Source organism: Paucibacter sp. KBW04 (assembly GCF_003852425.1).
Taxonomy (GTDB): Bacteria; Pseudomonadota; Gammaproteobacteria; order Burkholderiales; family Burkholderiaceae_C; genus Paucibacter_A.
This window is the reverse complement of sequence record NZ_QAJN01000007.1, coordinates 100,691-120,119: the sequence shown is the minus strand read 5'-3', so window position 1 is coordinate 120,119 and position 19,429 is coordinate 100,691. Positions and strand designations below refer to the sequence as shown.

18 protein-coding genes are annotated in these 19,429 nt (G+C 65.7%); 10 read left to right on the top strand and 8 right to left on the bottom strand.

Annotated elements, in window-relative coordinates; all coding sequences use genetic code 11:
- Positions 1 to 201: 201 nt before the first annotated feature.
- The 4 genes from DBR47_RS08690 to DBR47_RS08675 all read right to left on the bottom strand — a co-directional run bounded on the left by DBR47_RS08690 (position 202) and on the right by DBR47_RS08675 (position 5,514).
- Positions 202 to 867 (bottom strand): thiol:disulfide interchange protein DsbA/DsbL, encoded by a 666-nt coding sequence (locus DBR47_RS08690; RefSeq protein WP_124449007.1) that lies wholly within the window; start codon positions 865 to 867, stop codon positions 202 to 204.
- 74 nt (positions 868 to 941) lie between these two features.
- Complete coding sequence (locus DBR47_RS08685; RefSeq protein WP_197046948.1) at positions 942 to 2,318, bottom strand: Gfo/Idh/MocA family protein; 1,377 nt, start codon at positions 2,316 to 2,318, stop codon at positions 942 to 944.
- Positions 2,319 to 2,364: 46 nt separating this feature from the next.
- Positions 2,365 to 3,951: a sodium/solute symporter gene (locus DBR47_RS08680; RefSeq protein WP_124449005.1), complete on the bottom strand. Its 1,587-nt coding sequence runs from the start codon at positions 3,949 to 3,951 to the stop codon at positions 2,365 to 2,367.
- Complete coding sequence (locus DBR47_RS08675) at positions 3,952 to 5,514, bottom strand: HAD-IB family phosphatase (RefSeq protein WP_197046947.1); 1,563 nt, start codon at positions 5,512 to 5,514, stop codon at positions 3,952 to 3,954.
- Between the two features lie 362 nt (positions 5,515 to 5,876).
- Here DBR47_RS08675 and gspG point away from each other — a divergent pair, with 362 nt between their 5' ends.
- Genes gspG through DBR47_RS08625 form a run of 10 tightly spaced genes read left to right on the top strand, consistent with a single transcriptional unit; the run spans position 5,877 to position 15,349 of the window.
- Positions 5,877 to 6,335: a type II secretion system major pseudopilin GspG gene (gene gspG / locus DBR47_RS08670; protein WP_124449001.1), complete on the top strand. Its 459-nt coding sequence runs from the start codon at positions 5,877 to 5,879 to the stop codon at positions 6,333 to 6,335.
- 32 nt (positions 6,336 to 6,367) lie between these two features.
- Entirely contained in the window at positions 6,368 to 7,561 is a 1,194-nt protein-coding gene (locus DBR47_RS08665) for a type II secretion system F family protein (protein ID WP_124448999.1), read from the top strand.
- The gene (locus DBR47_RS08660) at positions 7,558 to 9,093 is read left to right on the top strand and encodes a GspE/PulE family protein (protein WP_124448997.1); all 1,536 of its coding nucleotides are present in this window, start codon (positions 7,558 to 7,560) and stop codon (positions 9,091 to 9,093) included. Before DBR47_RS08665 ends, DBR47_RS08660 begins: the two co-directional genes overlap by 4 nt.
- A complete protein-coding gene (locus DBR47_RS08655; protein ID WP_124448995.1) occupies positions 9,086 to 10,513 on the top strand; it encodes a hypothetical protein in 1,428 nt (475 codons plus the stop codon). Before DBR47_RS08660 ends, DBR47_RS08655 begins: the two co-directional genes overlap by 8 nt.
- Positions 10,510 to 11,079 (top strand): hypothetical protein, encoded by a 570-nt coding sequence (locus tag DBR47_RS08650; RefSeq protein ID WP_124448993.1) that lies wholly within the window; start codon positions 10,510 to 10,512, stop codon positions 11,077 to 11,079. The genes DBR47_RS08655 and DBR47_RS08650 overlap by 4 nt, the downstream gene beginning before the upstream one ends.
- On the top strand, positions 11,076 to 11,645 hold the full coding sequence (locus tag DBR47_RS08645; protein ID WP_124448991.1) for a hypothetical protein: 570 nt from the start codon (positions 11,076 to 11,078) through the stop codon (positions 11,643 to 11,645). The genes DBR47_RS08650 and DBR47_RS08645 overlap by 4 nt, the downstream gene beginning before the upstream one ends.
- Positions 11,642 to 13,822, top strand: coding sequence for a secretin N-terminal domain-containing protein (locus DBR47_RS08640; RefSeq protein WP_124448989.1), 2,181 nt, complete (start codon positions 11,642 to 11,644; stop codon positions 13,820 to 13,822). Before DBR47_RS08645 ends, DBR47_RS08640 begins: the two co-directional genes overlap by 4 nt.
- A gap of 5 nt (positions 13,823 to 13,827) precedes the next feature.
- Positions 13,828 to 14,295: a type II secretion system protein gene (locus DBR47_RS08635; RefSeq protein ID WP_124448988.1), complete on the top strand. Its 468-nt coding sequence runs from the start codon at positions 13,828 to 13,830 to the stop codon at positions 14,293 to 14,295.
- Between the two features lie 7 nt (positions 14,296 to 14,302).
- Positions 14,303 to 14,836 carry a type II secretion system protein gene (locus tag DBR47_RS08630; protein WP_370454890.1) on the top strand — a complete coding sequence of 178 codons (534 nt, stop codon included), beginning with the start codon at positions 14,303 to 14,305 and terminating at the stop codon, positions 14,834 to 14,836.
- A gap of 6 nt (positions 14,837 to 14,842) precedes the next feature.
- Entirely contained in the window at positions 14,843 to 15,349 is a 507-nt protein-coding gene (locus tag DBR47_RS08625) for a type II secretion system protein (protein ID WP_124448986.1), read from the top strand.
- 69 nt (positions 15,350 to 15,418) lie between these two features.
- Here the strand turns inward: DBR47_RS08625 and DBR47_RS08620 are convergent, their stop codons facing one another.
- The 4 genes from DBR47_RS08620 to DBR47_RS08605 form a co-directional block, all read right to left on the bottom strand.
- Entirely contained in the window at positions 15,419 to 16,861 is a 1,443-nt protein-coding gene (locus DBR47_RS08620) for a PA domain-containing protein (protein ID WP_124448984.1), read from the bottom strand.
- Positions 16,848 to 17,279: a post-PEP-CTERM-1 domain-containing protein gene (locus DBR47_RS08615; RefSeq protein ID WP_124448981.1), complete on the bottom strand. Its 432-nt coding sequence runs from the start codon at positions 17,277 to 17,279 to the stop codon at positions 16,848 to 16,850. The genes DBR47_RS08620 and DBR47_RS08615 overlap by 14 nt, the downstream gene beginning before the upstream one ends.
- A 100-nt stretch (positions 17,280 to 17,379) precedes the next feature.
- Positions 17,380 to 18,036, bottom strand: a complete 657-nt coding sequence (locus DBR47_RS08610) for a choice-of-anchor J family PEP-CTERM protein (protein WP_197046946.1) — start codon at positions 18,034 to 18,036, stop codon at positions 17,380 to 17,382.
- Positions 18,037 to 18,257: 221 nt separating this feature from the next.
- Positions 18,258 to 19,427, bottom strand: a complete 1,170-nt coding sequence (locus DBR47_RS08605; protein ID WP_124448977.1) for an ABC transporter permease — start codon at positions 19,425 to 19,427, stop codon at positions 18,258 to 18,260.
- Positions 19,428 to 19,429 lie beyond the last annotated feature (2 nt).

Here is a 19,429-nt window from a genome sequence, read left to right as displayed (position 1 = left end):
GAGCCCGTGTGCGTTCTCGTTGAGATGACGAGTCGGCAAGCTCAAGAATCGCTGCTCGTGGCCAGCCCCTCCATTCGGGTTGGACCTGAAGACTCACTTGAACCTAGGGGGAACAACGGGTTTGGGTGACAAGGCCTGGATGTGGCTTGCCATCGTGCCTGCGCTGCATTAGGCCTCCCCCGATGAGGCGCGCTTGAGCGCTCAAGCCTTCTTGCCCAGCCCCAGCAGATAGTCCACCACCGTCAGTGCCGCCTTGTCGCCCCCCGCCATGGCCGGCGTGGTGACGAAGCGGCCGTTGACGGCCAGCATGGGCACGCCCGTGCCCTCATAGGCTTGGATCAGGCGGTCCGCTTGCTGGCAGCGTGACTGCACGCTGAAGCTGCCGTAGACCTGGGCGAACTTGGCCGCGTCCACCCCGAGCTTGCTCATCAGGGCTTGGATCTCGGGCAGCTCTTGCAGGGCGGCCGAATCGGCCTGCACCGCGGCAAAGACCTGGGCGTGCAGGCGTTCTTCCAGTCCCATGGCATCCAGGGCGTAGAAGATGCGCTGATGCGATTTGCTCACCGCGTGAATGATGGAGGGCACACGCTTGAAGCTCACATCGGCGGGCTTGCGCGCCAGCCATTGATTCAGCGCCGGCTCCAGCTTGTAGCAGGCCGGGCAACCGTACCAAAAGAACTCCAGCACCTCGCCGCGCTCATTGCCGGTGTTTTGCGGCGTGCGCAGGCGGCGATAGTGTTGGCCCTCGACAGGCTTGCCTTGGGCATAGGCCGCTCCCGCTGCAAAAAAGGGCAAGGCGGCTGCACTGGCGACCCGGCAGAAATGGCGGCGGCTGCAAGGCTTGGATTCAGAATTGAAAGGGCTCAAAAGTGTGCTCCAGGGCGGCTGATGGCAGGAGCGAAAAGTTTAAGCCGCCGCCCGCCGCGGTTCTCTCGTTTGTTTCATAGCCGCACATCTTCAATCGTGCGTTGGAGGCGGCTACGCTCGGCGGCAAAAGCCATCAGATGGCTTTCGACCGACTCGGCGATGGATGAGCTCAGCAGCGTCGCGTCCTGCTGGCCTACGGCCTGCACCCAATCGCGCACCATGGCGTGATCGCCACCGCCATGGGCATCGGTCTTCATACGCCAGCTGCGCCTCTTGCCCGTCTTGAAGCTGGTCAGAGTAAAGCTCTCCATATCGCCCGTGACATCGCCGAGCGAACCCATGATGCGTGTGCGGCGTCCTTCGTAGGACACAAAGGCCTCCATGGAGAAGGCGGCAGTCACTTCATTCTTGAACAAAATATTGACGGTCAGGTGGTCGGGTTGGTCGTTGTCCATGCGGTAGACGCAGCGGCCGTAGTCGCTGGTTTTTAAGTTCAGCAATATGGTGGCGTCCCACAGCGTGCTGTCCTCTGGCAGATCAAAAACATAGAGCCGCTTGCGATCGCGCAGATAAATTTGCAGGGCTGAATAGGGGCACTCATGCTCCACCTGGCAGCCGTCGGTACAGCGCTCGGTGCTGCCTTGGGGTGCGTTGGCGTTGGTGAACCATTTCAAATTGCCGAAGCAATGCACATTGTCCGCATGGGCATTGACCAACCAGCGGATGATGTCCGTGTCGTGGCAACTCTTGGCCAAGATGATGGGCGTGCTGCTTTCGCTCTTGCGCCAAATGCCGCGCACATAGGAGTGACTCATGTGCACATGCTCAATCGGCTCCAAATGCTGGATGCTGATGAGTTCGCCGATCAAGCCCTTATCGAGCAAGGCCTTGAGTTCACGAAAGTAAGGGGTGTAGCGCAGCACATGGCAGACGCCTACCAAGCGCCCGGTGGCCTGGGCCTTGGCGAGTATGGCGCGGCATTCGGCCTCGGTGGGCGCAATGGGTTTTTCCAGCAACACGTCATAGCCCAGTTCCAGCGCCCTTAGGCAAGGCTCACTGTGCAATGCGTCAGGCGTCGCAATGATGACGGCATCGGCCATGCGAGGGCGATCAAATACCTGTTCCCATCGATCAAGGCAGCGCTCGGAGGCGACGCCGTGCAAGCGGGCCAAGCGGTCGCGGCGGTGGGGATTGGGATCGGCCACGGCCACAAGACGCATTTCGGCCGGATAGCGCGCGGCGAAGTTGGCATAGACAGTGCCGCGATGACCGGCCCCAATCAGCACCACCGTTACAGGTCGGCTTAAGGGCCGATGCCTTGGGTTGGCGTACAGATCCTCCTGCAAACCCAGGGCTTGAGCAGTCTCATCCCAGCCGTGAACAAGCCCGTCTTTGACGGCAGCCAGTGCCCGCGTGAGCGGGCGCAAGGACATGAACTGTCTGAGGGACATGCCGACAGCCTCCTGTGAAATTTCGTCCGTAAGCCTTTGTCGCGGCTCAGCCTTGCCTGACCCCCAACCATAGCGCAAGCCCGCCCATGGCCACGGCCCAGCCAAGCAATAAGGTGATCAAGCCTTTTTGCTGGGATACGCCGCGCCACAGCGCCTGCGCATCCAAGGTGGTGCCCAGCAGCTGAGCGGGCTGCGGCGGCGCGATCAGGCGACTGCCCACCCACGTCACCACCGTGGCCACCAGCAGCCCGGTGATGTTCCACCACATCCAGAACAGGTTGGCGCCTAGCGTGCTGGCCAACAAAAGATTGATCGCCAAACCCACGGCCACGCCAGCCAAGACAGCGGGGCCGCGGGCGCGGCGGTCCAAGATTCCGCAGGCAAAGGCAGCGAGCAAGGGGCCGTAAAACAGAGCGCCGATGCGATTGATGCCTTCAACCACGCTGCTGGCCAAGCCGCCGACGGTGAGGGCAAATCCAACGATAGTCAGCCCCCAGATCAAGGTTACCCATCGGCCTGCGCGCAAGGCTTTGGCGGGGCCAATCCGCGGTTCAACGAAATCACGCAAGGTCGCAGCCGACAGGCTGTTCAAAGCCGAGTCCAGACTGGACATGGCGGCCGCCAAAATGGCGGCCACCAGCAAGCCGCGGGCCCCACTGGGCAGATAGAGCTCGATGAAGCGCGGCACCAGCAGGTCCAGGCGATTGGCGGGCACCGCATCGCGCAAGGCCGGATGTTTTAGCGCGACGGCACCGATCGCCAAACCCAGCCCCGCATAGGCCAAGGTGAGGGGGAAGCGCAAGATGCCGTTGAGCACCAGCGCACGCTGGGCGCCGCTCACATTGATGGCGGATAGGGTGCGCTGAGCCTGGCTTTGGTCGACGCCGTAATAGCTGATGTAAAGCACCAGGCCTCCCGCCACAAAGCCCCACAGCGGGGCCCGGGCGCCGTCTCCTACGCCATGTGCCCATTCGATAGCGGCCAAGCGAGCCGGATCTTGGGCCGCGATGATGGCCGCCCCGCCGCCACTCATATCCCAGGCGATGCTTGCGCACAGGACGATGCCGCCCAGCAACACGGTCATTTGCGCCACGTCCGTCCACACCACCGCGCGCATGCCGCCCATGGTGTCGTAGATCACGGTGATGCCGCCCGTTAGAACAATGGCCCAATGCAGGGGCAGACCCGTGCTGACCTGGACCACCAGCGCCGCAGCGTACAAGGCTACGCCCGTGGCCAGCCCGCGTGAGAGCAAGAACACCACGCTCAGCCAAACCCGGGTGCGGCGGTCAAAGCGGCGCTCCAGATACTCATAGACGCTGATCACGCCCAAACCACGCAGCACAGGAACCAGTACCACCATCACCACAATCATGGCCAGGGGCAACATCAATTCATACTGCAACCAAGTCAGGCCGCCGCCTTGAACCAAGGCCACATAGGCCGGAATGCCAATAAAGGAATTGGCCGACGATTGCGTGGCGAGGATGGAGATGGCCAAGGCCCACCAAGGCAGGCTGCGGCCTCCCACGTAGTAGTCGGCGGCACTGGTTTGGCGCCGGGCAAACCAGGCGGACAGGCCCAAGGTTCCCGCCAGATAGCCACAGATGACCCACCAATCTAGGGGCGACATTCAAGCCGCCTCGGGATGTTCTGCAGGTACATGGGCCAGCAGCTCTTCAAAGCCCTTGACCACGATTACGCCGGGGACCTCACGCAACTGGGCTGATTTGGGCTCCATCGCGAAGGCCTTGTCGGCGCTGCGCAGCATCGCAAGATCATTGATGTTGTCACCCATCGCCCAGATCTCAGCCACCGGCGGTTCGCCCAGGTCCTCACGCAATCGGCGCAGCACATGGCTCTTGCAAATGCGGCGCTCCTCGTCCGCCGGATGGGCGAGAAAGCCCGAGTTCAAAAGCAGTCGTCCGGCGCAAATCTCCGCGTCAAATTGCAGCAAATGGGCCAGCGCGAAATCGGCGAAGAGGCGGCGGTGCACGATGTCGGCCGCAACAAAATAGCTGTCGCTGACCAAACCGACCATGAAGCCGGCACGGCGCATGCGGTTGACAAACTCGATGGCGCCCGGACGCAGCTCCAGCTTGTGGGCCACGCGCTCGAACTCGCGCTGGTGCACAAACTTGAACAGGGCGGCAATGCGGGCGCTGCGGGTGGCTGCGTCGTCGTTGGGGCCGTCAAGCAGGGTCATCAATTCCGCTTCTCGTCCGGTCGCCCGGGCCAACTCGAGCGCAAAGCGTGAACGCGTCACCGTGCCGTCCATATCCAGCAAAAGAATGCGCTGCCGCCCGCGCCGGCGGGTCAGGATGTAGTCCAGCTCGGCCTGGGCCTGGCGCTGGGTTTCGTACATGGCGATCACCTGCTCGACATGCAGGCGGCCGCTGGCGCGCGCGCGGGAATAGATCACCCGTGCGACCTCATTGGCCATCAGGGTCAGGTCGAGCAGGGGCTGGCTGTCGTGTTCCAGTGAGCCGATGTCGACCTCGACCAAACGCGCGCCTGCGCGATGGGCGTCCAGCAGCAGGCCGATGTCCACCCCATAGCCCCCCTCAAAACTGAGCGAGCGCATCAGGCTGCGTCGGGCCGCAATGATGCCGCCCAGGGGTTGGCCCAAATGAGCCACTTCGGGAAAGAAGACCTTCAGCATGGGTTTGGCCGTTAGCTCCGTGACGCGACCGCCGCTGCGGCCGAAACGAGCTTTGACGAAGTCGGCCTCGTCGCGTAGCAGGGGCCGACACAGCTTGCTGACAATGCCTGGCTGCAAGCCGGAAAGATCACCGTCTAGATAAACCAGCAGGTCTTCCTTGGCACTCAAAGCACCATCGCACATGGAGGCGCCCTTGCCAAGAATGGTGCTGGTGATCACACGCGCACCGGCTTCGCGCGCGAGGCGCGCGGTGTCGTCGATCGAGCTGTCGTCGATGACCAAAACCTCGGACGTGGCCTCATCGGCCAGCGCATAGCGCACGACCTCGGCAATGCGACGCGCCTCGTTCAAGGCCGGAATGATGACGGTGGCATAACGAGTCATGGGCATGGCGATCGTCGGCGACCCGCCAAGCGCCCTGTCCTTGGCCAGCGACTCTGGGGCCTTGGAGGCCGGGCGCTTGCTCGCGCCCAAGCCCTGCCACCAAGCACTCAGACGGCGCTTGATCGTGAGAAAGAAATGAGGGATGCGCATAGGAGGCCTTTCTAGAGTTTTCGGCGGCAGCCCATGGGGCGGATACCGTCGATGAGTCTGTGGAGGGGCCGCTAACCACGACTGGCAGAGTCGTACTTCGGTGCAGCTTGCGAAAAGTCCCAGGGCCAAGGCCTGGGGAAAAGGGTTGTTGCGGCGCAAGGGCCGTAGCATCTCCGACGGGTTTCAGACGTTTGTCATCTACCCTTGCTACATTGAGGCGCGCCGGAATTGGGGATAGTTCAAGCCCCAATGGTGGAGCGAATTCGATATGCCATAGTCAAACTTACATCGCCATTCTGCGTGTGTTTTCGAATTCAAGGGTTTGCACTTAGTTCATCAGTTCGTTAGTTCAATTGGTCTCCATGGATCTCATTCAGAAACCCCCCACCTCCACCTCCACCTCCTTTGCCGACGGACGGCGCTCGCGCGGATTCACCCTGCTGGAGTTGTTGGTGGTGATGGTCATCATCGGCCTGCTGGCCGGCTATGTGGGCCCGAAGTTTTTCAATCAGATCGGCAAGTCCGAGGTCAAGGCCGCGCGTGCGCAGATCGACGGCTTGCAAAAAGCCCTGGATCAATACCGCCTCGATGTGGGTCGCTACCCAAGCACTGAGCAGGGCTTGGCGGTCTTGGTGACGAAGCCGGCGGACGAGCCGCGCTGGGCCGGCCCCTACCTCAGCAAGGCCTTGCCCAAAGACCCTTGGCATAACGACTATCAGTACCGCTCACCCGGCGAGCATGGCGAATACGATCTGCTGTCCCTGGGCCGCGACGGCCGCCCCGGCGGCGAGGCTGAAGATGCCGATCTGACCAGCTGGTGATCTGCGCCGCAGCCCCTGCCGCGAACGCCGCCATGCCTAGTTTCCAAGCCCGTGTCTTCCACCCCGAGGGGGTGAAGCTGCTGCGCGTCGATGCCCCGGACCGGCAATCGGTGGCCCATATTCTGGGTGTGCCGCCCCAGCATGTCTTGGCGGTGGATGAGTTGGCTGCCAGCCTTCCCGCTCAGCGCCTGCGCAGCGCCAAGCGCTTCCCTCTGCAGCTCTTCAGCCAGGAGCTGAGTGTCTTGCTGGACGCCGGCATCGCCCTGCTGGAAGCCCTCAACACCTTGCGCGAAAAAGAAAGCGTGGAGGCGGTGCGCCTGGCCTTGAACGGCGTGATCGCCAGTGTGGAGCAGGGCCAGCCCCTGTCAGTGGCCATGCGCGCCCAGCCCCAGGCTTTTGATGAACTCGTCTGCGCCATCGTCGCGGCCAATGAGCGCACCGGCCAGCTCAGCAGCGCCCTGGCCCAGCACGCCAAATACCTCGCCTGGGTGGAAAGCCTGCGTGCCCGCCTGGTCGCGGCCTGCGTCTACCCGGTGATGCTCTTGGCCGTGGGCGGCGGCGTGATCATGTTCTTGCTGCTCTTTGTCTTGCCGCGCTTTGCCGGCATCTTGGATGGCCTGGGCAATGATTTGCCCTGGGCCTCGCGGCTCTTGATTCAGTTTGGCCAGACGGCTGGCGCTCATCCTTTCGCGGTCTTAGGCGGCCTGGCCCTGCTGCTGTTCGCGGGCTTTGCCCTGTGGCGGCATGAGCCGCTGCGCCAGCGCCTGCAAGCCACCCTGTGGACCCTGCCTGGCCTGGGCCCGCGCCTGCGCGTGCTGGCCCTGGCGCGCCTGTATCGCAGCCTGGCCATGCTCCTGGCCTCGGGCGTGCCGGTGCTGGCCAGCTTGCGCATTGTTGAGGATGTGGTGGCCGCGCCCTGGCGACCGGCGGTGGCGGCAGCGGCCGCGCAGATCGAGAGCGGCCAGCGTCTTTCTGAGGCTTTGGAGGCGCAGAACCTGGCCACGCCGGTGGCCCGGCGCATGGTGCGTGTGGGCGAGCGCAGCGGCGAAGTGCCGGCCATGCTGGAGCGGGCCGCGGCCTTTCACGATGAAGAGGCGGCACGCCTGACCGAGCTGCTGACGCGCGCCATCAACCCGGCCCTGATGCTGATCATGGGGGTGCTGATAGGCGGCATCATCGTGCTGATGTATTTGCCGATATTCCAGCTGGTGGAGCAGGTGCAATGAGCGAACAGCTTTCCTTGCAGGACTGGCTGCCAAAGGAACAAGGCCCTTGGGCGCTGGACTTTGAAGCCTGGCCCCAGGCCCAGGCCCAGCGTTGGCGGGCCGTGCTGGCCGTCTCCAGCAGCAGCGGCCGCAAGATGCTTCTGGGCGAGCGCGAGGCCGACGCCATGCTTTTGCAAAGCGTGGAGGCGCGCCTGCAGTCTCCTGTGCGCTGGCTGCGCTGCGACGCGGCGGCGGTGACGCATTGGTTGGGCGCGGGCGAGGCCGACTTCCGCGCGCTCTCCGATGTGGAAGAGGCGGTGGTGGAAGCTGACAGCAGCGGCGACGCGCTAGAGCTTTCGGCCCTGGCCATGTCCGAGCAGGCCAGCCCGGTGGTGCGCCTGCTCAATGCCACCTTGTACGACGCGCTGCAGGACGGTGCCAGCGATGTGCACATCGAATGCACGCTGCGCGGCGCGGTGATCCGCTTCCGCGTCGACGGCGTGATGTCCATGGTGCGCACGGTGGAGGGCGCCGCGGTGGCCGAGCAGCTGGTTTCAAGGCTGAAGGTGATGTCCGAGCTGGACATCGGCGAGCGCCGCCTGCCGCAGGACGGTCGCTTCAAGCTCAAGGTACAGGGGCGCGAGGTGGATTTTCGTTTGTCCATCATGCCTAGCGTGTTTGGTGAAGACGCCGTCGTGCGGGTGCTGGACCGTGCCCGCATCGAGCAGACCGGTGGTTCGCTAACGCTCGATGCACTCGGCTTCCAGGCCGACGAGCGCGCCGCCATCCGCGCCCAGGCCCGCCAGCCTCACGGCATGCTCTTGGTGACCGGGCCGACGGGCAGCGGCAAGACCACCACGCTCTACGCCACCCTGGCCGAGATCCATACCGGCAGCGACAAAATCATCACCATCGAAGACCCGGTGGAGTACCAGTTGGCGGGCGTGGTGCAGATCCCCGTCAACGAGAAAAAAGGTCTGACCTTCTCGCGCGGCCTGCGCTCCATCCTGCGCCACGACCCCGACCGGGTGATGGTGGGCGAGATCCGCGACCCCGAGACGGCGCAAATCGCTGTGCAGGCGGCGCTGACCGGCCACCTGGTCTTCTCCACCGTGCATGCCAACAATGCCTTCGATGTGATCGGCCGCTTCATGCATATGGGCCTGGACCTCTACAACGTGGTCTCGGCCCTGAACGCCGTGCTGGCCCAGCGCCTGGTGCGCCTGACCTGCAAGCATTGCGCCCGGCCGTATTCGCCAGATGCCGTCACGCTCACCCGTTATGGACTGAAAGAAGGCGAACACCAATTCCTGCGCGGCGAGGGCTGCGGCCATTGCCGAGGCACCGGCTACAAAGGCCGCCGCGCCGTGGCCGAGCTGCTCAAGCTGGACGACGGCCTGCGCGATCTGATCGCCGCCCGCGCGCCCATGTCGCAGATCAAGGAGGCCGCCCGCGCGCGTGGCATGAAGCCGCTGCGGGTCATGACCTTGCAAGCGGTTTGCCGGGGTGAAACCACCTTCGAGGAACTGGAGAGGGTCACCCTCGATGAGTAGCAGCGCTAAGACCCTGATGTTCACTCCCTTGGCCGCAGCGCCCGCGCCGACGGCGGGCTGGCGCGCGAGGCTGGCGGCGCGTTTGCAGCGCCAAGCCACCCGCCTCTTCCTGACGGCCGAGGGCTTGCGCGAACTCGATGGCGACGGCCTCCAACACCCAGCCCAGGACTGGGCCTCAACCCATCGCGGCCAGGCGCTGGAGTTGATCGTCTCCGCCCGCTTGCTGCATGAGCTGGTCTGCGAGCCCGGCCTGCCTCTGGGCGAGGAAGAGGCGCTGCAAGCCTATGGCCGCCAGCAGTTTGCGCATTACTTTGGCGCTCTCGCGCGGGCCTGGCCCTTGGCCAGCTGGCGCTCCGGCACGGCAGGCCTAGGTCTGAGCGCCCTGCATGGCCTGGATTGGGCCGCGCTGCGGCTTTTGTTCGATCAAGAGGCCGTCTTGCTGCGCCGCGTGCGGCCGGCCTGGGCGCCGCTTTTGCAGCAGCTGCTGCTGAGCGAGCCCGAATGGGCGCGGGCGCCGAGGGCCGGCCTGGCCTGGGTGGAGGGTCAGGTCTTGACCTGCTTGCGCCTGGAGGGCGGCTGCCTGCACAGCCTGCGCCAGCTGCGCCTGGAGTCCGCCACGCGGCAGGCCTTGCTGGAGCTCTTGCCCGAGCTGCAGGCCGAGATGCCAGGCCCGCTGCTGGTGCAGGGCTTTGGCCTGGAGGCGAGGGGCGTGGCCTTGCCGGCGGCGGCGGCTTCGCTGCGCTTTCTTTCCGATTTGACTGCGCTTGCGCCACAAGGCGACTGGTTTGAGAGCAAGGCCAAGGCCCTGCCAGCCTGGCCGGACCCGGACTTCCTAGGCCCACGCCAGCGCCGCTGGCCTCTGGCCTGGCCGCTGGCTTTGACGACGACGCTGGTGCTGGGCACCTCGGTCTGGGGCATGCTGGACAGCCGTCAGAACCTGGATTTAGCTCGGCATCAAGAGCAGCGTTTGAGCGCCGAGCTGCAGCGTCTGGGCGGCAACAAGCCGGTGGCCATCGTTCCGACAAAAACGGCCAAACGCGGCGAGCTGGACGCCTTGCGCGGCGCGCAGGAGGCGCAAAAGCTTTTGCAACAAGCTTGGGAGCCGCTGCTGAGCAATATCGAGCAAGCGGGTTTGAATGCGGGCGCCAAACCGGAGCAGGGCAGCATCAGCTGGCTGAGCCTGGACTACACGGCCGCGCGCGGTGAGCTGCGCCTGGAAGGCCTGGCCGGCGACAAACTGCTGGCCCTGCATGTGGCCGACCGCCTGGGCGCGGCGCCCGGTTGGCGCCAGGTGATGCTGAGCCGTTTTCAGACGGCCGAGCAAGGCCTGAGCGGCCAGCGCTTTGAGTTGACGGCGCGACTGCGGCCCGAGCTCTTGCAGGCGGATCTGCCCCCTCTGGCTGGCAAGGACAGGCCATGAACTCTCTTCGCTTGCGTCGCGCTCTGCGGGCTCTGGGTTGGCCCGGCCTGATCGGCCTGCTGGCCTTGTTGCTGGCGGCGGCCCTGTGGCTGGCCGCGGCGCGTTGGGACGAGCAAGCCGCCCTGTCCCAGGCCCAGGCCGATCGCCTGCGTCAGGAGCTGCGCCTCAAGCGCGCCGCCGGCGCACAAGAAGCGCAGGCCCCCGCCACCCAAGCCCAGTGGTGGCAAGCCCTGCCGCCGGCCGCCGAGCGTCAACAGCGCCTGGCCGATTTGCTGGAGATGGGCTTGCGCTTGGGCCTGGTCAGCGCGCGCACCGAACACCGCCTGAGCGTGGACGCCGCCGCCGGGCTGGAGCGCCTGCGGGTCAGCATGCCTGTGACCGGCGGCTATGCCCAGGTACGGCAGTTCATCGCCGCCGCCTTGCAGCACGATGCCGCCCTGAGCCTGGACGGCCTCAAGCTGCGCCGGGCCTCGCCGCAAGCGGCCGAGGTGGAGGCCGAGCTGCAATGGTCTTTGCACAGCCGCGCCGATGCCAAGGCCTTGGAACAAGACGGGGCCAAGCCATGAACGCGACGCCTCCATCCAAGACCCGTCAAATTTTCTTGATCGCCGCCCTGGCCCTGACCCTGCTGGCCACTTGGTGGGCCGCGCACAGCGAGGATGAGGCGGACAGCAGCCTCGCCCTGCCTAGCGCCGCGGCTCAGCGCAGCCCGGCACCCGCAGCCCTGCGTGATCGACCCAGGGAAGCCGGCGGAGCCCGGTCGCTGGAGGCCGAAGCCGCGCCACCTAACTGGACGCCGGTGCAGCGCCAGGCCTGGAGTGAAGTGCCCGAGCGCCAGTTCGCCGCCTGGGCGCCGCCCCCTCCTCCGCCCCCGCCCAAGATTGCGGCCACACCCAGCACGCCGCCGCCGCCCATGGCGCCGCCTTTTCCCTATCAGCTGATCGGCCGCCTGGTCGAGGGCAGCAAGGCGCAGGGCCTGCTGGCCAGCGCCACGCGCAGCCTGGCCGTGCAGGCCGGCGATGTGGTGGACGGCCAGTGGCGCGTCGATCAAGTGAACGAGCGCGGCCTCAATCTCACCTGGCTGCCGGCTCAGCTCCCACAAATCATTGCCTTCCGTCCCACACCTCCATGAAGACGAAACACTTGTTAAGGTCGGCACTTGCCCTGGCTCTGGCCGCCCTGCTGGTCGCCTGCGCCAACCCGGCCCTGCGCCAGGCGGAGGAGCTCAGCCGTGCCAACCAGATGCCGCAGGCCTATGCGGTGCTCGGCGAGGCCTTGAAGCAATCGCCGCAAGACCATGCCTTGCGCGCGGCCCAGCTGCGCTTGCAGAACCAGCTGGTCTCGCGTCTGCTGATCCAGGTCGAGGGCTTGCGTGCCACCGGCCGCTGGGAGGAGATGGGCGAGGCCATGCAACAACTGCGTGAGCTGGACCCCAAGCACCCGCGTCTGGCCTGGTTTGAGGCCGAGTTGAAGCGCGGCCCGCGCCAGGAACTCAAGCTGCAGGCCGCGCGTGCGGCCCTGCGCGAGGGCAAGCTGGAGCGGGCCGAGGCCCTGGGCCGCGAGATCCTGGTGGAGTCGCCCCAGCATGTGGGCGCCCGCCTGCTCTTGAGTCAGACCGCCCAGGCGCGGCCGCTGGAGGCGCAGAGCAATGAGATGGGGCCGGCGTTTCAAAAGCCGGTGACGCTGGAGTTCCGCGACGCGCCGCTGCGCCAGGTGTTTGAGGCCCTGGCCCGCAGCTCCAATATCAATTTCGTGTTCGACAAAGATGTGCGCGCCGATGCCCGCGTCACCATCTTTTTGCGCAATGTGAGCCTGGACGAGGCCATGCGGGTGCTGCTGTCCACCCAGGCCCTGGACCGCAAGATGCTCAACGACAGCTCGGTGCTGATCTTCCCGAATACCGCCGGCAAGCAGCGCGAGCATCAGGAGCTGATCACCCGCACTCTCTACCTCACCAATGCCGATGTGAAGCAGGTGCAGGCCATGGTGCGCACCATCGCCAAGGTGCGCGACATCCATATCGACGAGCGCCTCAATCTGATGGTGGTGCGCGACACGCCCGAGGTGATGCGCTTGGTGGAAAAGTTAATCGCCTCGGTGGACCTGCCCGAGCCCGAGGTGATGCTGGAGGTGGAGGTGCTGGAGATGAGCACCGACCGCGCCGACGCCCTGGGCCTGAAATGGCCGGACACGGTGCAATACGGCCTGACCGGCGTCACCGGCCAGGTGGAGCTGGGCCGGCGCAATGAGTTCCGTGCCTCTATCGCCAACCCGGCCGTGGTGGCCACGCTGCGCGGCAGCTCGGGCGATGTCAACATCCTCGCCAACCCCAAGATTCGGGTGCGCAATCACGAGAAGGCCAAGGTGCATATCGGCGAGAAGCTGCCGGTGTTCACCACCACCTCGGCGGTCAATATCGGTGTGTCCTCCTCGGTGACCTATCTGGACGTCGGGCTCAAGCTGGATGTGGAACCCACCATCCAGCTGGACAACGACGTCAGCATCAAGGTGGGCCTGGAGGTCAGCAATCTGATCAGCGAGGTGCTGGGCCCTTCGGACTCCAAGGCCTATCGCATTGGCACCCGCGTCACCTCCACCACCTTGCGCCTCAACGATGGCGAGACCCAGGTGCTGGCTGGCCTGATCAATGATGAAGACAGACGCACGGCCACCGGCATCCCCGGCCTCTCGGCCATGCCCTTGATCGGCCGCCTGTTCGGCGTCACCCAGGACAACCACACCAAGACCGAGGTGGTGCTCCTGATCACGCCGCGCATCGTGCGCAATCTCTCGCTGCCGGACGCGGCCTTCACCCGCCTGGCCAGCGGCACGGACGCCTCACCCGGCGCCTTCAGCAGCTTGCTGCGCCCCAATGCCAAGGTGGGTGTGGGCCCGGCGGGCAGCTTGGGTGGCGCGAATGCCTCGGCCACAACCTCGGCCTCAGGTTTCAGCGTCACGCCGCCCCCCGCCAGCGAGGCCGTGCTGCGTTTTGATGTCACGCCCCAGGTGGGACCGGGCGGCACGGTGTCGGTGACGCTCAAGAACGAGAGTGGGGCGACGGTGCGGGCGGAGCTGGAGTTCGACCCCTCCAAATTCGCGCCCACCCAGGGCGGCGGTCAGCCCGGCCGGGTGCCGGTGGAGTTGACGCCGCGCGGCGACAAGGTCCTGATTCTGCGCGCCTTGCCCGCCGCCAACGGCCAGGCGCTGAACATCGCCGTGGGCAGCATCAGCGCCACGGGTGCGGCGGGTGAGAACATCTCCGTGCGCCTGGAAGGCACGGGCTTGGTGACCGTGGACACACCGCGTTAGACATCATGCGCGCGCGTGGTTTTACCCTCATCGAGATGCTGGTGGTGCTGGCCATCATGGCCATGCTGGGCACGGCCGCCCGCCCCTTGCTGGAGGTGACGGTGCAGCGCACGCATGAGTACGAGCTGCGTGCCGGTCTGCGCACGCTGCGCGGCGCGCTGGACGCCTACAAAAAAGCGGCCGAGGCCGGGCAGATCAAGCTCAGCCCCGAGGACAGCGGCTATCCGCCCGATCTGCGCGCCCTGGTGGACGGCGTGCCTGACCTGAAATCGGCCGAGGGCCGCAAGATCTATTTTTTGCGCCGGCTACCGCGCGACCCTTTTGCCGACCCAAGCCTGCCTGCCGCCGAGACCTGGGGTTTGCGCGCGGCCGACAGCCCGCCCGATGAGCCGCGAGCCGGGCGCGATGTTTTCGATGTGTTCTCGCGCTCCGAGCGCCGCGCGCTGGACGGCACGCGCTACAAGGACTGGTGAGGCAGCTATGGTGAACCCCTCGCCCAGTCATGCCTCGCTGAACGCGGGCAAGCCTCGTCGATCCCCCGAGGGGATGGCACCGCTTGGCGGTTTGACCGCCCAGCGGTGCCAAAGCGGGCCGGCTTGGGAGCGGCCCGGCGCTCAGCCCGGGCGTCGCTTCAATGGTCGCGGGCGGGGCTTCACCCTGATCGAGCTGATCGTGGTGATGGCCATCGTGGCCTTGCTGACCTCCATCGTCGCGCCGCGTTACTTCAACAGCCTGGCCAAATCGCGCGAGACGGCGCTGCGCAGCTCGCTCAATGTGATGCGCGACGCCATCGACCAATTCGCCGCCGACAAGGGCCGCTACCCCGATTCGCTGGAAGAGCTGGCCACGGCTCGCTATATCCGCGAGATTCCCGAGGACCCGCTGACCGGCAGCCGCGAGGCCTGGGTCACGCTGACGCCGCCGCCCGATGCGCAGGCCACGGGCCAGGTGTTTGATGTGCGCAGCGGCGCGGCCGGGCGGGCCAGCGATGGCCGCTTGTTTTCGGACTGGTGAGGCGAGGTGAGCCTGGGTCTGCGCCAGCGCGGCTTTGGCTATCTGGGCCTGCTGTTCTTCGTCGCCATCACGGCGGCGGCCTTGGCGGCCCTGGGCCAGAGTTGGAGCACGGCGGCGCAGCGCGAGCGCGAACGTGAGCTGGAGTTTCGCGGCGGCGAGATCGCCCGCGCCATCGCCAGCTATATCCGGGCCAGCCCCGCCCAGCCAGGGCAGAACCCGCGCAGCCTGGACGATTTGCTGATCGACCGCCGTGGCGTCAAGACGCTTCACCATCTGCGCCGCGCCTATGCCGACCCCTTCACCGGCAAGCCCGACTGGGTGCTGGTGAGCGAGCCCGGCCAGTCGCAAGGCTTCACGGCGGTGCACAGCCGCTCCGAGCGCGAGCTGCTGCGCAGCCTCAGCCCCGAAGGCCTGCCCTTGAAGACGGCACGCGATTGGCTCTTCGATGCCAAGGGCCAAACCCTGCAGGCCACGCAAAGGCCAAGCCCCGAGCCTCAGCCGACCCCGCCTTGAAAGAGGCGAAGAAAAAAGCGCGCTGCCTTTCGACAGCGCGCTTGCACGCGAAACAAGAGCGGGGGCTGATTACCAGCCGATGTCTTGCAGCAGCTTGAAGGTCAGGTCCAGAGGCACCAGCACCGAGTGAGTCAGATCGCCGTTGATCGAGGGCTCCATCAGCTGGTTGCGGAAGGCCGTCACATCAAAGTGCGAGACCGAAGAACCCGATTGATAGGGGTTGGGCGCGAACATCATCATGCGGCCCAGCGGGTCAGCGCCGGAGTACTGCGAGCCCGTCACGCCCAGCGAGGCGAACACGCCCGAGCTGTTGCGGGTGCGCTTGGCCAGCGCGCTCAGCAGGGCCACGCCATCGGCTTGCGAGATGCGCACCGAGGGGATGGTGATGCTGGCGTCGGTACCGCTCATGCCGGCCGGCGCGCCAGCGGCGTTGTCGGCGATCAGCACGGCCTTGGCGCCCGCGTCTTGCAGATTCTTCACCTTGATGGTGAAGCCGCAGGTGCCACGGCTGACCAGGGCCACATTGCCCTTGGCGGCCAGGGCTTGTGCACCGGTCAAGGGGTTGCAGGCCAGGTCCAGGGCACCGGTGCTGGTGGTGATGGGCATCAGGGTGCCCGCCACCGCCGTGCTGGTCAGCGGGGCGCCGAAAGAAGCCTCGCCCACGGCATGCAGGCCGGTGGTGACGCCGGCTTGCGAGCCGGTGATGGTCAAGCCAGGGGCGCCCATGCGCAGCACCTGGGGGATGGCGGCGGTGACCAGGGGGCCGGTCCAGACCAGCTTGTCCACGCTCAGCGCCGAAGCCTGACGCTCGGCCGTCGTCATGTCCTTCCACAGCTTGCCGGTGACCGTGCCCATCAGGTAGTGATCCCACACCGAGGGGTAGCCGCCGTTTTGCAGGCCGGTGCTGCCATTGGTGAAGGTCTGGAAGCCCACGCCGTGGCCCATCTCATGCAGCAAGGTGGCGACGAAGTCGATGTTCGCGCCGTGATTACCGTCCAAGCCCAGGTAGAAGGACGAGCCTGCCAAGCAGTTCGCCTGACCCAGATTGGAGTTGAAGTTGGCGTTGATCTGCGCCGCGTTCAAGGTGCCCAGATAGCTGCCTGCCAGCTTGTTGGCCAGGGCGTAGGAGTACCAGGTATCGGCTTTGGGGGCGTTGGCGAAGTTGCGGAAGATCGAGGTCGCACCCGCGCTGCCCAGCGTGGCCGTGGTGGCCGTGCAGGCCAGGGCCGAGAACTGAGCGTTGATCACGATGGGCTGGCTGCTGGTCAGCGTGGCGCCCCAGATATTGGCCGCATGGGTGAAGGCGATCAGGCGCTGCTCACCCAGCGTGGTGCCGGTGTTGCCGCCCACGGGGGTGGCGGGGGTCGCGTCATTGAAACCAACGCCTGCGAGATTGATGTTGTTGATGACGATGGTGGCGGCAGCCTGGGCCTGGAAGCTGGCGCCTAACAGGCTCAGCGCGGCGCAGGTGGCGCCCAGGGTGGCTTGGAGTTTGTTCTTATTTGCTGTCATGGCTATGGCCTTTCACTGCTGCTGCTTTGCTGGACTTGGCGGCGGTCTTCTTGCCCTTGAGCAGGGCGTCGGCGGCTTCGGCGCCGGTCACGCAGTGCAGATCAATGCTGCCGTCGGCATTGCGAGTCGCCACCGAGTAGGACAAGCTGCTTTCGTCCAGTTCCTGCTCCACCGTGCCGTCGGCATGCTTGACGGGCTGGGGGTTGATGGTGCCGGTGCGCAGGCCACGCGGAGCGCTGGCCTTCAGCGCGGTCTTGCCGGCAGTGCCCTGGCTCAGCACCTGAGCTTCTTGGGCGGTGGGGGCGCGCAACTCACCGGTCGCGCTGTCCTTGGCCACCGTGGCTGCGCAGGCAGCACCAGCGGCCATCAAACCGACGGTCGCAACAGCGGCCGCCATGAAAGAGGTGTTGATCTTCATATCGGGTTCCTGGTCTGTGATGGATCGCGCCCACGTGCACGTACAAGGGCTGCAGCAGCCCAAGGCGCCGGGTGGCGGGCGGATATGAGCCGGTCGTGGCTTACTTGCTGGCGGCGCGGCGGCGCAGCGCGGCCAGGCCCAGCAGGCCTGCGGCCATCAAGGCGTAGCTGGAGGGCTCGGGCACGGCGGCCGTCACCGAGATGGTGTCGATGCCCAGTGCGTTGGCGTTGCCGGCGTCGGCCACCAGGTACTCAAAGGCGATGCGGCCGGTGGCGGCGCTGGGCAGGGCAAAGGTGTACTGGGTCCAGCCGCCGGTGGTGGCGGTGATGCTGGCCAGGGCGGTGAAGCCGCTGGTCGCGGTGCCCGAACCGGCGCTGAACAAGACCTTGAAGGCGTCGTTGAAACCAGCCAGGTCCTGGGTGCGAGCGTAGAAGCTCAGGCTGCTGGCGCCGCCCAGGGTGATCTCGGGGCTGATCAACCAGTTGTCGATGCTGCCGATACCGTTGGCTGCACTCAGGTAGCTGGCGAAGGCGAAGGAGTTGGCAGCGCCGGACTGGGCGCCACTCAGCAACTCTTCGACGCCTTGGCTCCAGGCCTGACCCTCAAGTGCGCTGTTGTTGACCAGCACCCAGCCGCTGCTGCTGAAGCTGTCAAAGCCTTCGCTGAACAGCGCCGGTGTCGAGCTCGTCGAAGCTTGGGCCGCGCTCATCAAGACTAGGGCTCCCAGCCCGATCATGCTGCGTTTGATTGCAAACATAAAAAAATCCCTCGTGACCATTGTGTGAGATCTGACCCGCAGGGCGGTTTGGGATCTTTGGAATCCCAAGCGTGCATGCGGTCATCAGCCCTGTGAAGGGGTTGTGGATTAGTTCACAAATCTCTGGCTCCAACCCCGGGGGATAGTCCTAGTCATCCCGTGAACTGGGGGGCGCGAAAGCCCTAGCTTGCAAGCTACGCGTGGGGCTGTCAGCCCTGGGTTCAAGCGGCCCGCAAGCAGTCCACGATCTTCATTCGCGCCGCGCCCCAGGCCGGAATAAAGCCGCCGACAAAGCCCATGAACAAGGCAAATGCCAGCGTTTGCCAGACGATGGAGGCGGTCAGCTTGAACTGAAAGGCAAGCTCGGAGAAGGTCTGGAAGTTGGTGGTGGAGATATTGACCGTCTGCATCAGCGAGGCGGCGGCCAGCCCGATCAGGCCGCCAACCAAGGACAGCAGCAGGGACTCTCCCAAAAAAGCGACAAGTACCGCGCCGCGCCTGAAGCCCAGGGCGCGCAAAGTGCCGATCTCGCCGGTGCGCGAGGCCACGGCCGCGAACATGGTGATCATGGCGCCGACGATGGCGCCGATGGAGAAGATCACCGACAAGGCCGTGCCCAGAATGCTGATGAATTTGGCCAGGGCCTCGCTTTGCTCGGCGTAGAACTTCATCTCGGGTTTGAGCTCCACCGTCATGCGCGGGTCGGCCTCGATCTGGGCCTTGATCGCCTCGAACTGGCTGGCATCGGCCAGGCGGAACACCACGGTGGAAAAGGCGTTGCGCCGGAAGGCTTGCAGCATCTGCTCTGCATCGCCCCAGATCTCCGAATCAAAGCCGCTGCGGCCGGCATCGAACACGCCCACCACCGTCCAGTCGCGGCCGGCGAAGCGCAGGGTCTCGCCCAGGCCCGCGCCCTGAAAACCCTGGGCAATGGCGCGGCCGGTGACGATCTCGGCCGTGCCAGGTCTGAACATGCGCCCCTCGACCAGCCGTACCTGGGGCCGCAGCTGCAGGCCACTGGCCGAGGTGCCGCGCACCGTCACATTGCTGGGCTTGCCGGTGCCGCGCTTGGGCAGATTGTTCAGCACCACCGGCTCCTTGGTGATGAGGGGCGCACCGGCTGCGTCGGTGGCCAGGCCGGGCAGGCTTTCCAAAATCGCGGCCTGGCCGCGGTCGACGCCGCTATTGATCTCGGCCCCGGCGCCCTTGCGCAGGGCGATGACGTTATCGGGCTGGCCGGTCGCCACCAGGGTGGCGCGTATGCCCTCGCTCATCATCAAGACGGTGGCGAAGACGTACACGACCAGGGCCATGCCACCGGCCGTCAGCAAGGTGGTGACGCGCCGCACCCAGAGGTTGCGGGCGATGTAGGAGAGGGGGATGGCTTTCATTG

What these genes read in the sequence shown, in the direction of transcription:
- DBR47_RS08605 (WP_124448977.1), bottom strand. Translation starts at nt 19,427, where the DNA reads ATGAAAGCCATCCCCCTCTCCTACATCGCCCGCAACCTCTGGGTGCGG.
- DBR47_RS08635 (WP_124448988.1), top strand. Translation starts at nt 13,828, where the DNA reads ATGCGCGCGCGTGGTTTTACCCTCATCGAGATGCTGGTGGTGCTGGCC.
- DBR47_RS08680 (WP_124449005.1), bottom strand. Translation starts at nt 3,951, where the DNA reads ATGTCGCCCCTAGATTGGTGGGTCATCTGTGGCTATCTGGCGGGAACC.
- DBR47_RS08650 (WP_124448993.1), top strand. Translation starts at nt 10,510, where the DNA reads ATGAACTCTCTTCGCTTGCGTCGCGCTCTGCGGGCTCTGGGTTGGCCC.
- DBR47_RS08610 (WP_197046946.1), bottom strand. Translation starts at nt 18,036, where the DNA reads ATGTTTGCAATCAAACGCAGCATGATCGGGCTGGGAGCCCTAGTCTTG.
- DBR47_RS08685 (WP_197046948.1), bottom strand. Translation starts at nt 2,318, where the DNA reads ATGTCCCTCAGACAGTTCATGTCCTTGCGCCCGCTCACGCGGGCACTG.
- DBR47_RS08675 (WP_197046947.1), bottom strand. Translation starts at nt 5,514, where the DNA reads ATGCGCATCCCTCATTTCTTTCTCACGATCAAGCGCCGTCTGAGTGCT.
- DBR47_RS08615 (WP_124448981.1), bottom strand. Translation starts at nt 17,279, where the DNA reads ATGAAGATCAACACCTCTTTCATGGCGGCCGCTGTTGCGACCGTCGGT.
- DBR47_RS08640 (WP_124448989.1), top strand. Translation starts at nt 11,642, where the DNA reads ATGAAGACGAAACACTTGTTAAGGTCGGCACTTGCCCTGGCTCTGGCC.
- DBR47_RS08630 (WP_370454890.1), top strand. Translation starts at nt 14,303, where the DNA reads ATGGTGAACCCCTCGCCCAGTCATGCCTCGCTGAACGCGGGCAAGCCT.
- DBR47_RS08645 (WP_124448991.1), top strand. Translation starts at nt 11,076, where the DNA reads ATGAACGCGACGCCTCCATCCAAGACCCGTCAAATTTTCTTGATCGCC.
- DBR47_RS08660 (WP_124448997.1), top strand. Translation starts at nt 7,558, where the DNA reads ATGAGCGAACAGCTTTCCTTGCAGGACTGGCTGCCAAAGGAACAAGGC.
- DBR47_RS08655 (WP_124448995.1), top strand. Translation starts at nt 9,086, where the DNA reads ATGAGTAGCAGCGCTAAGACCCTGATGTTCACTCCCTTGGCCGCAGCG.
- DBR47_RS08620 (WP_124448984.1), bottom strand. Translation starts at nt 16,861, where the DNA reads ATGACAGCAAATAAGAACAAACTCCAAGCCACCCTGGGCGCCACCTGC.
- DBR47_RS08665 (WP_124448999.1), top strand. Translation starts at nt 6,368, where the DNA reads ATGCCTAGTTTCCAAGCCCGTGTCTTCCACCCCGAGGGGGTGAAGCTG.
- gspG (WP_124449001.1), top strand. Translation starts at nt 5,877, where the DNA reads ATGGATCTCATTCAGAAACCCCCCACCTCCACCTCCACCTCCTTTGCC.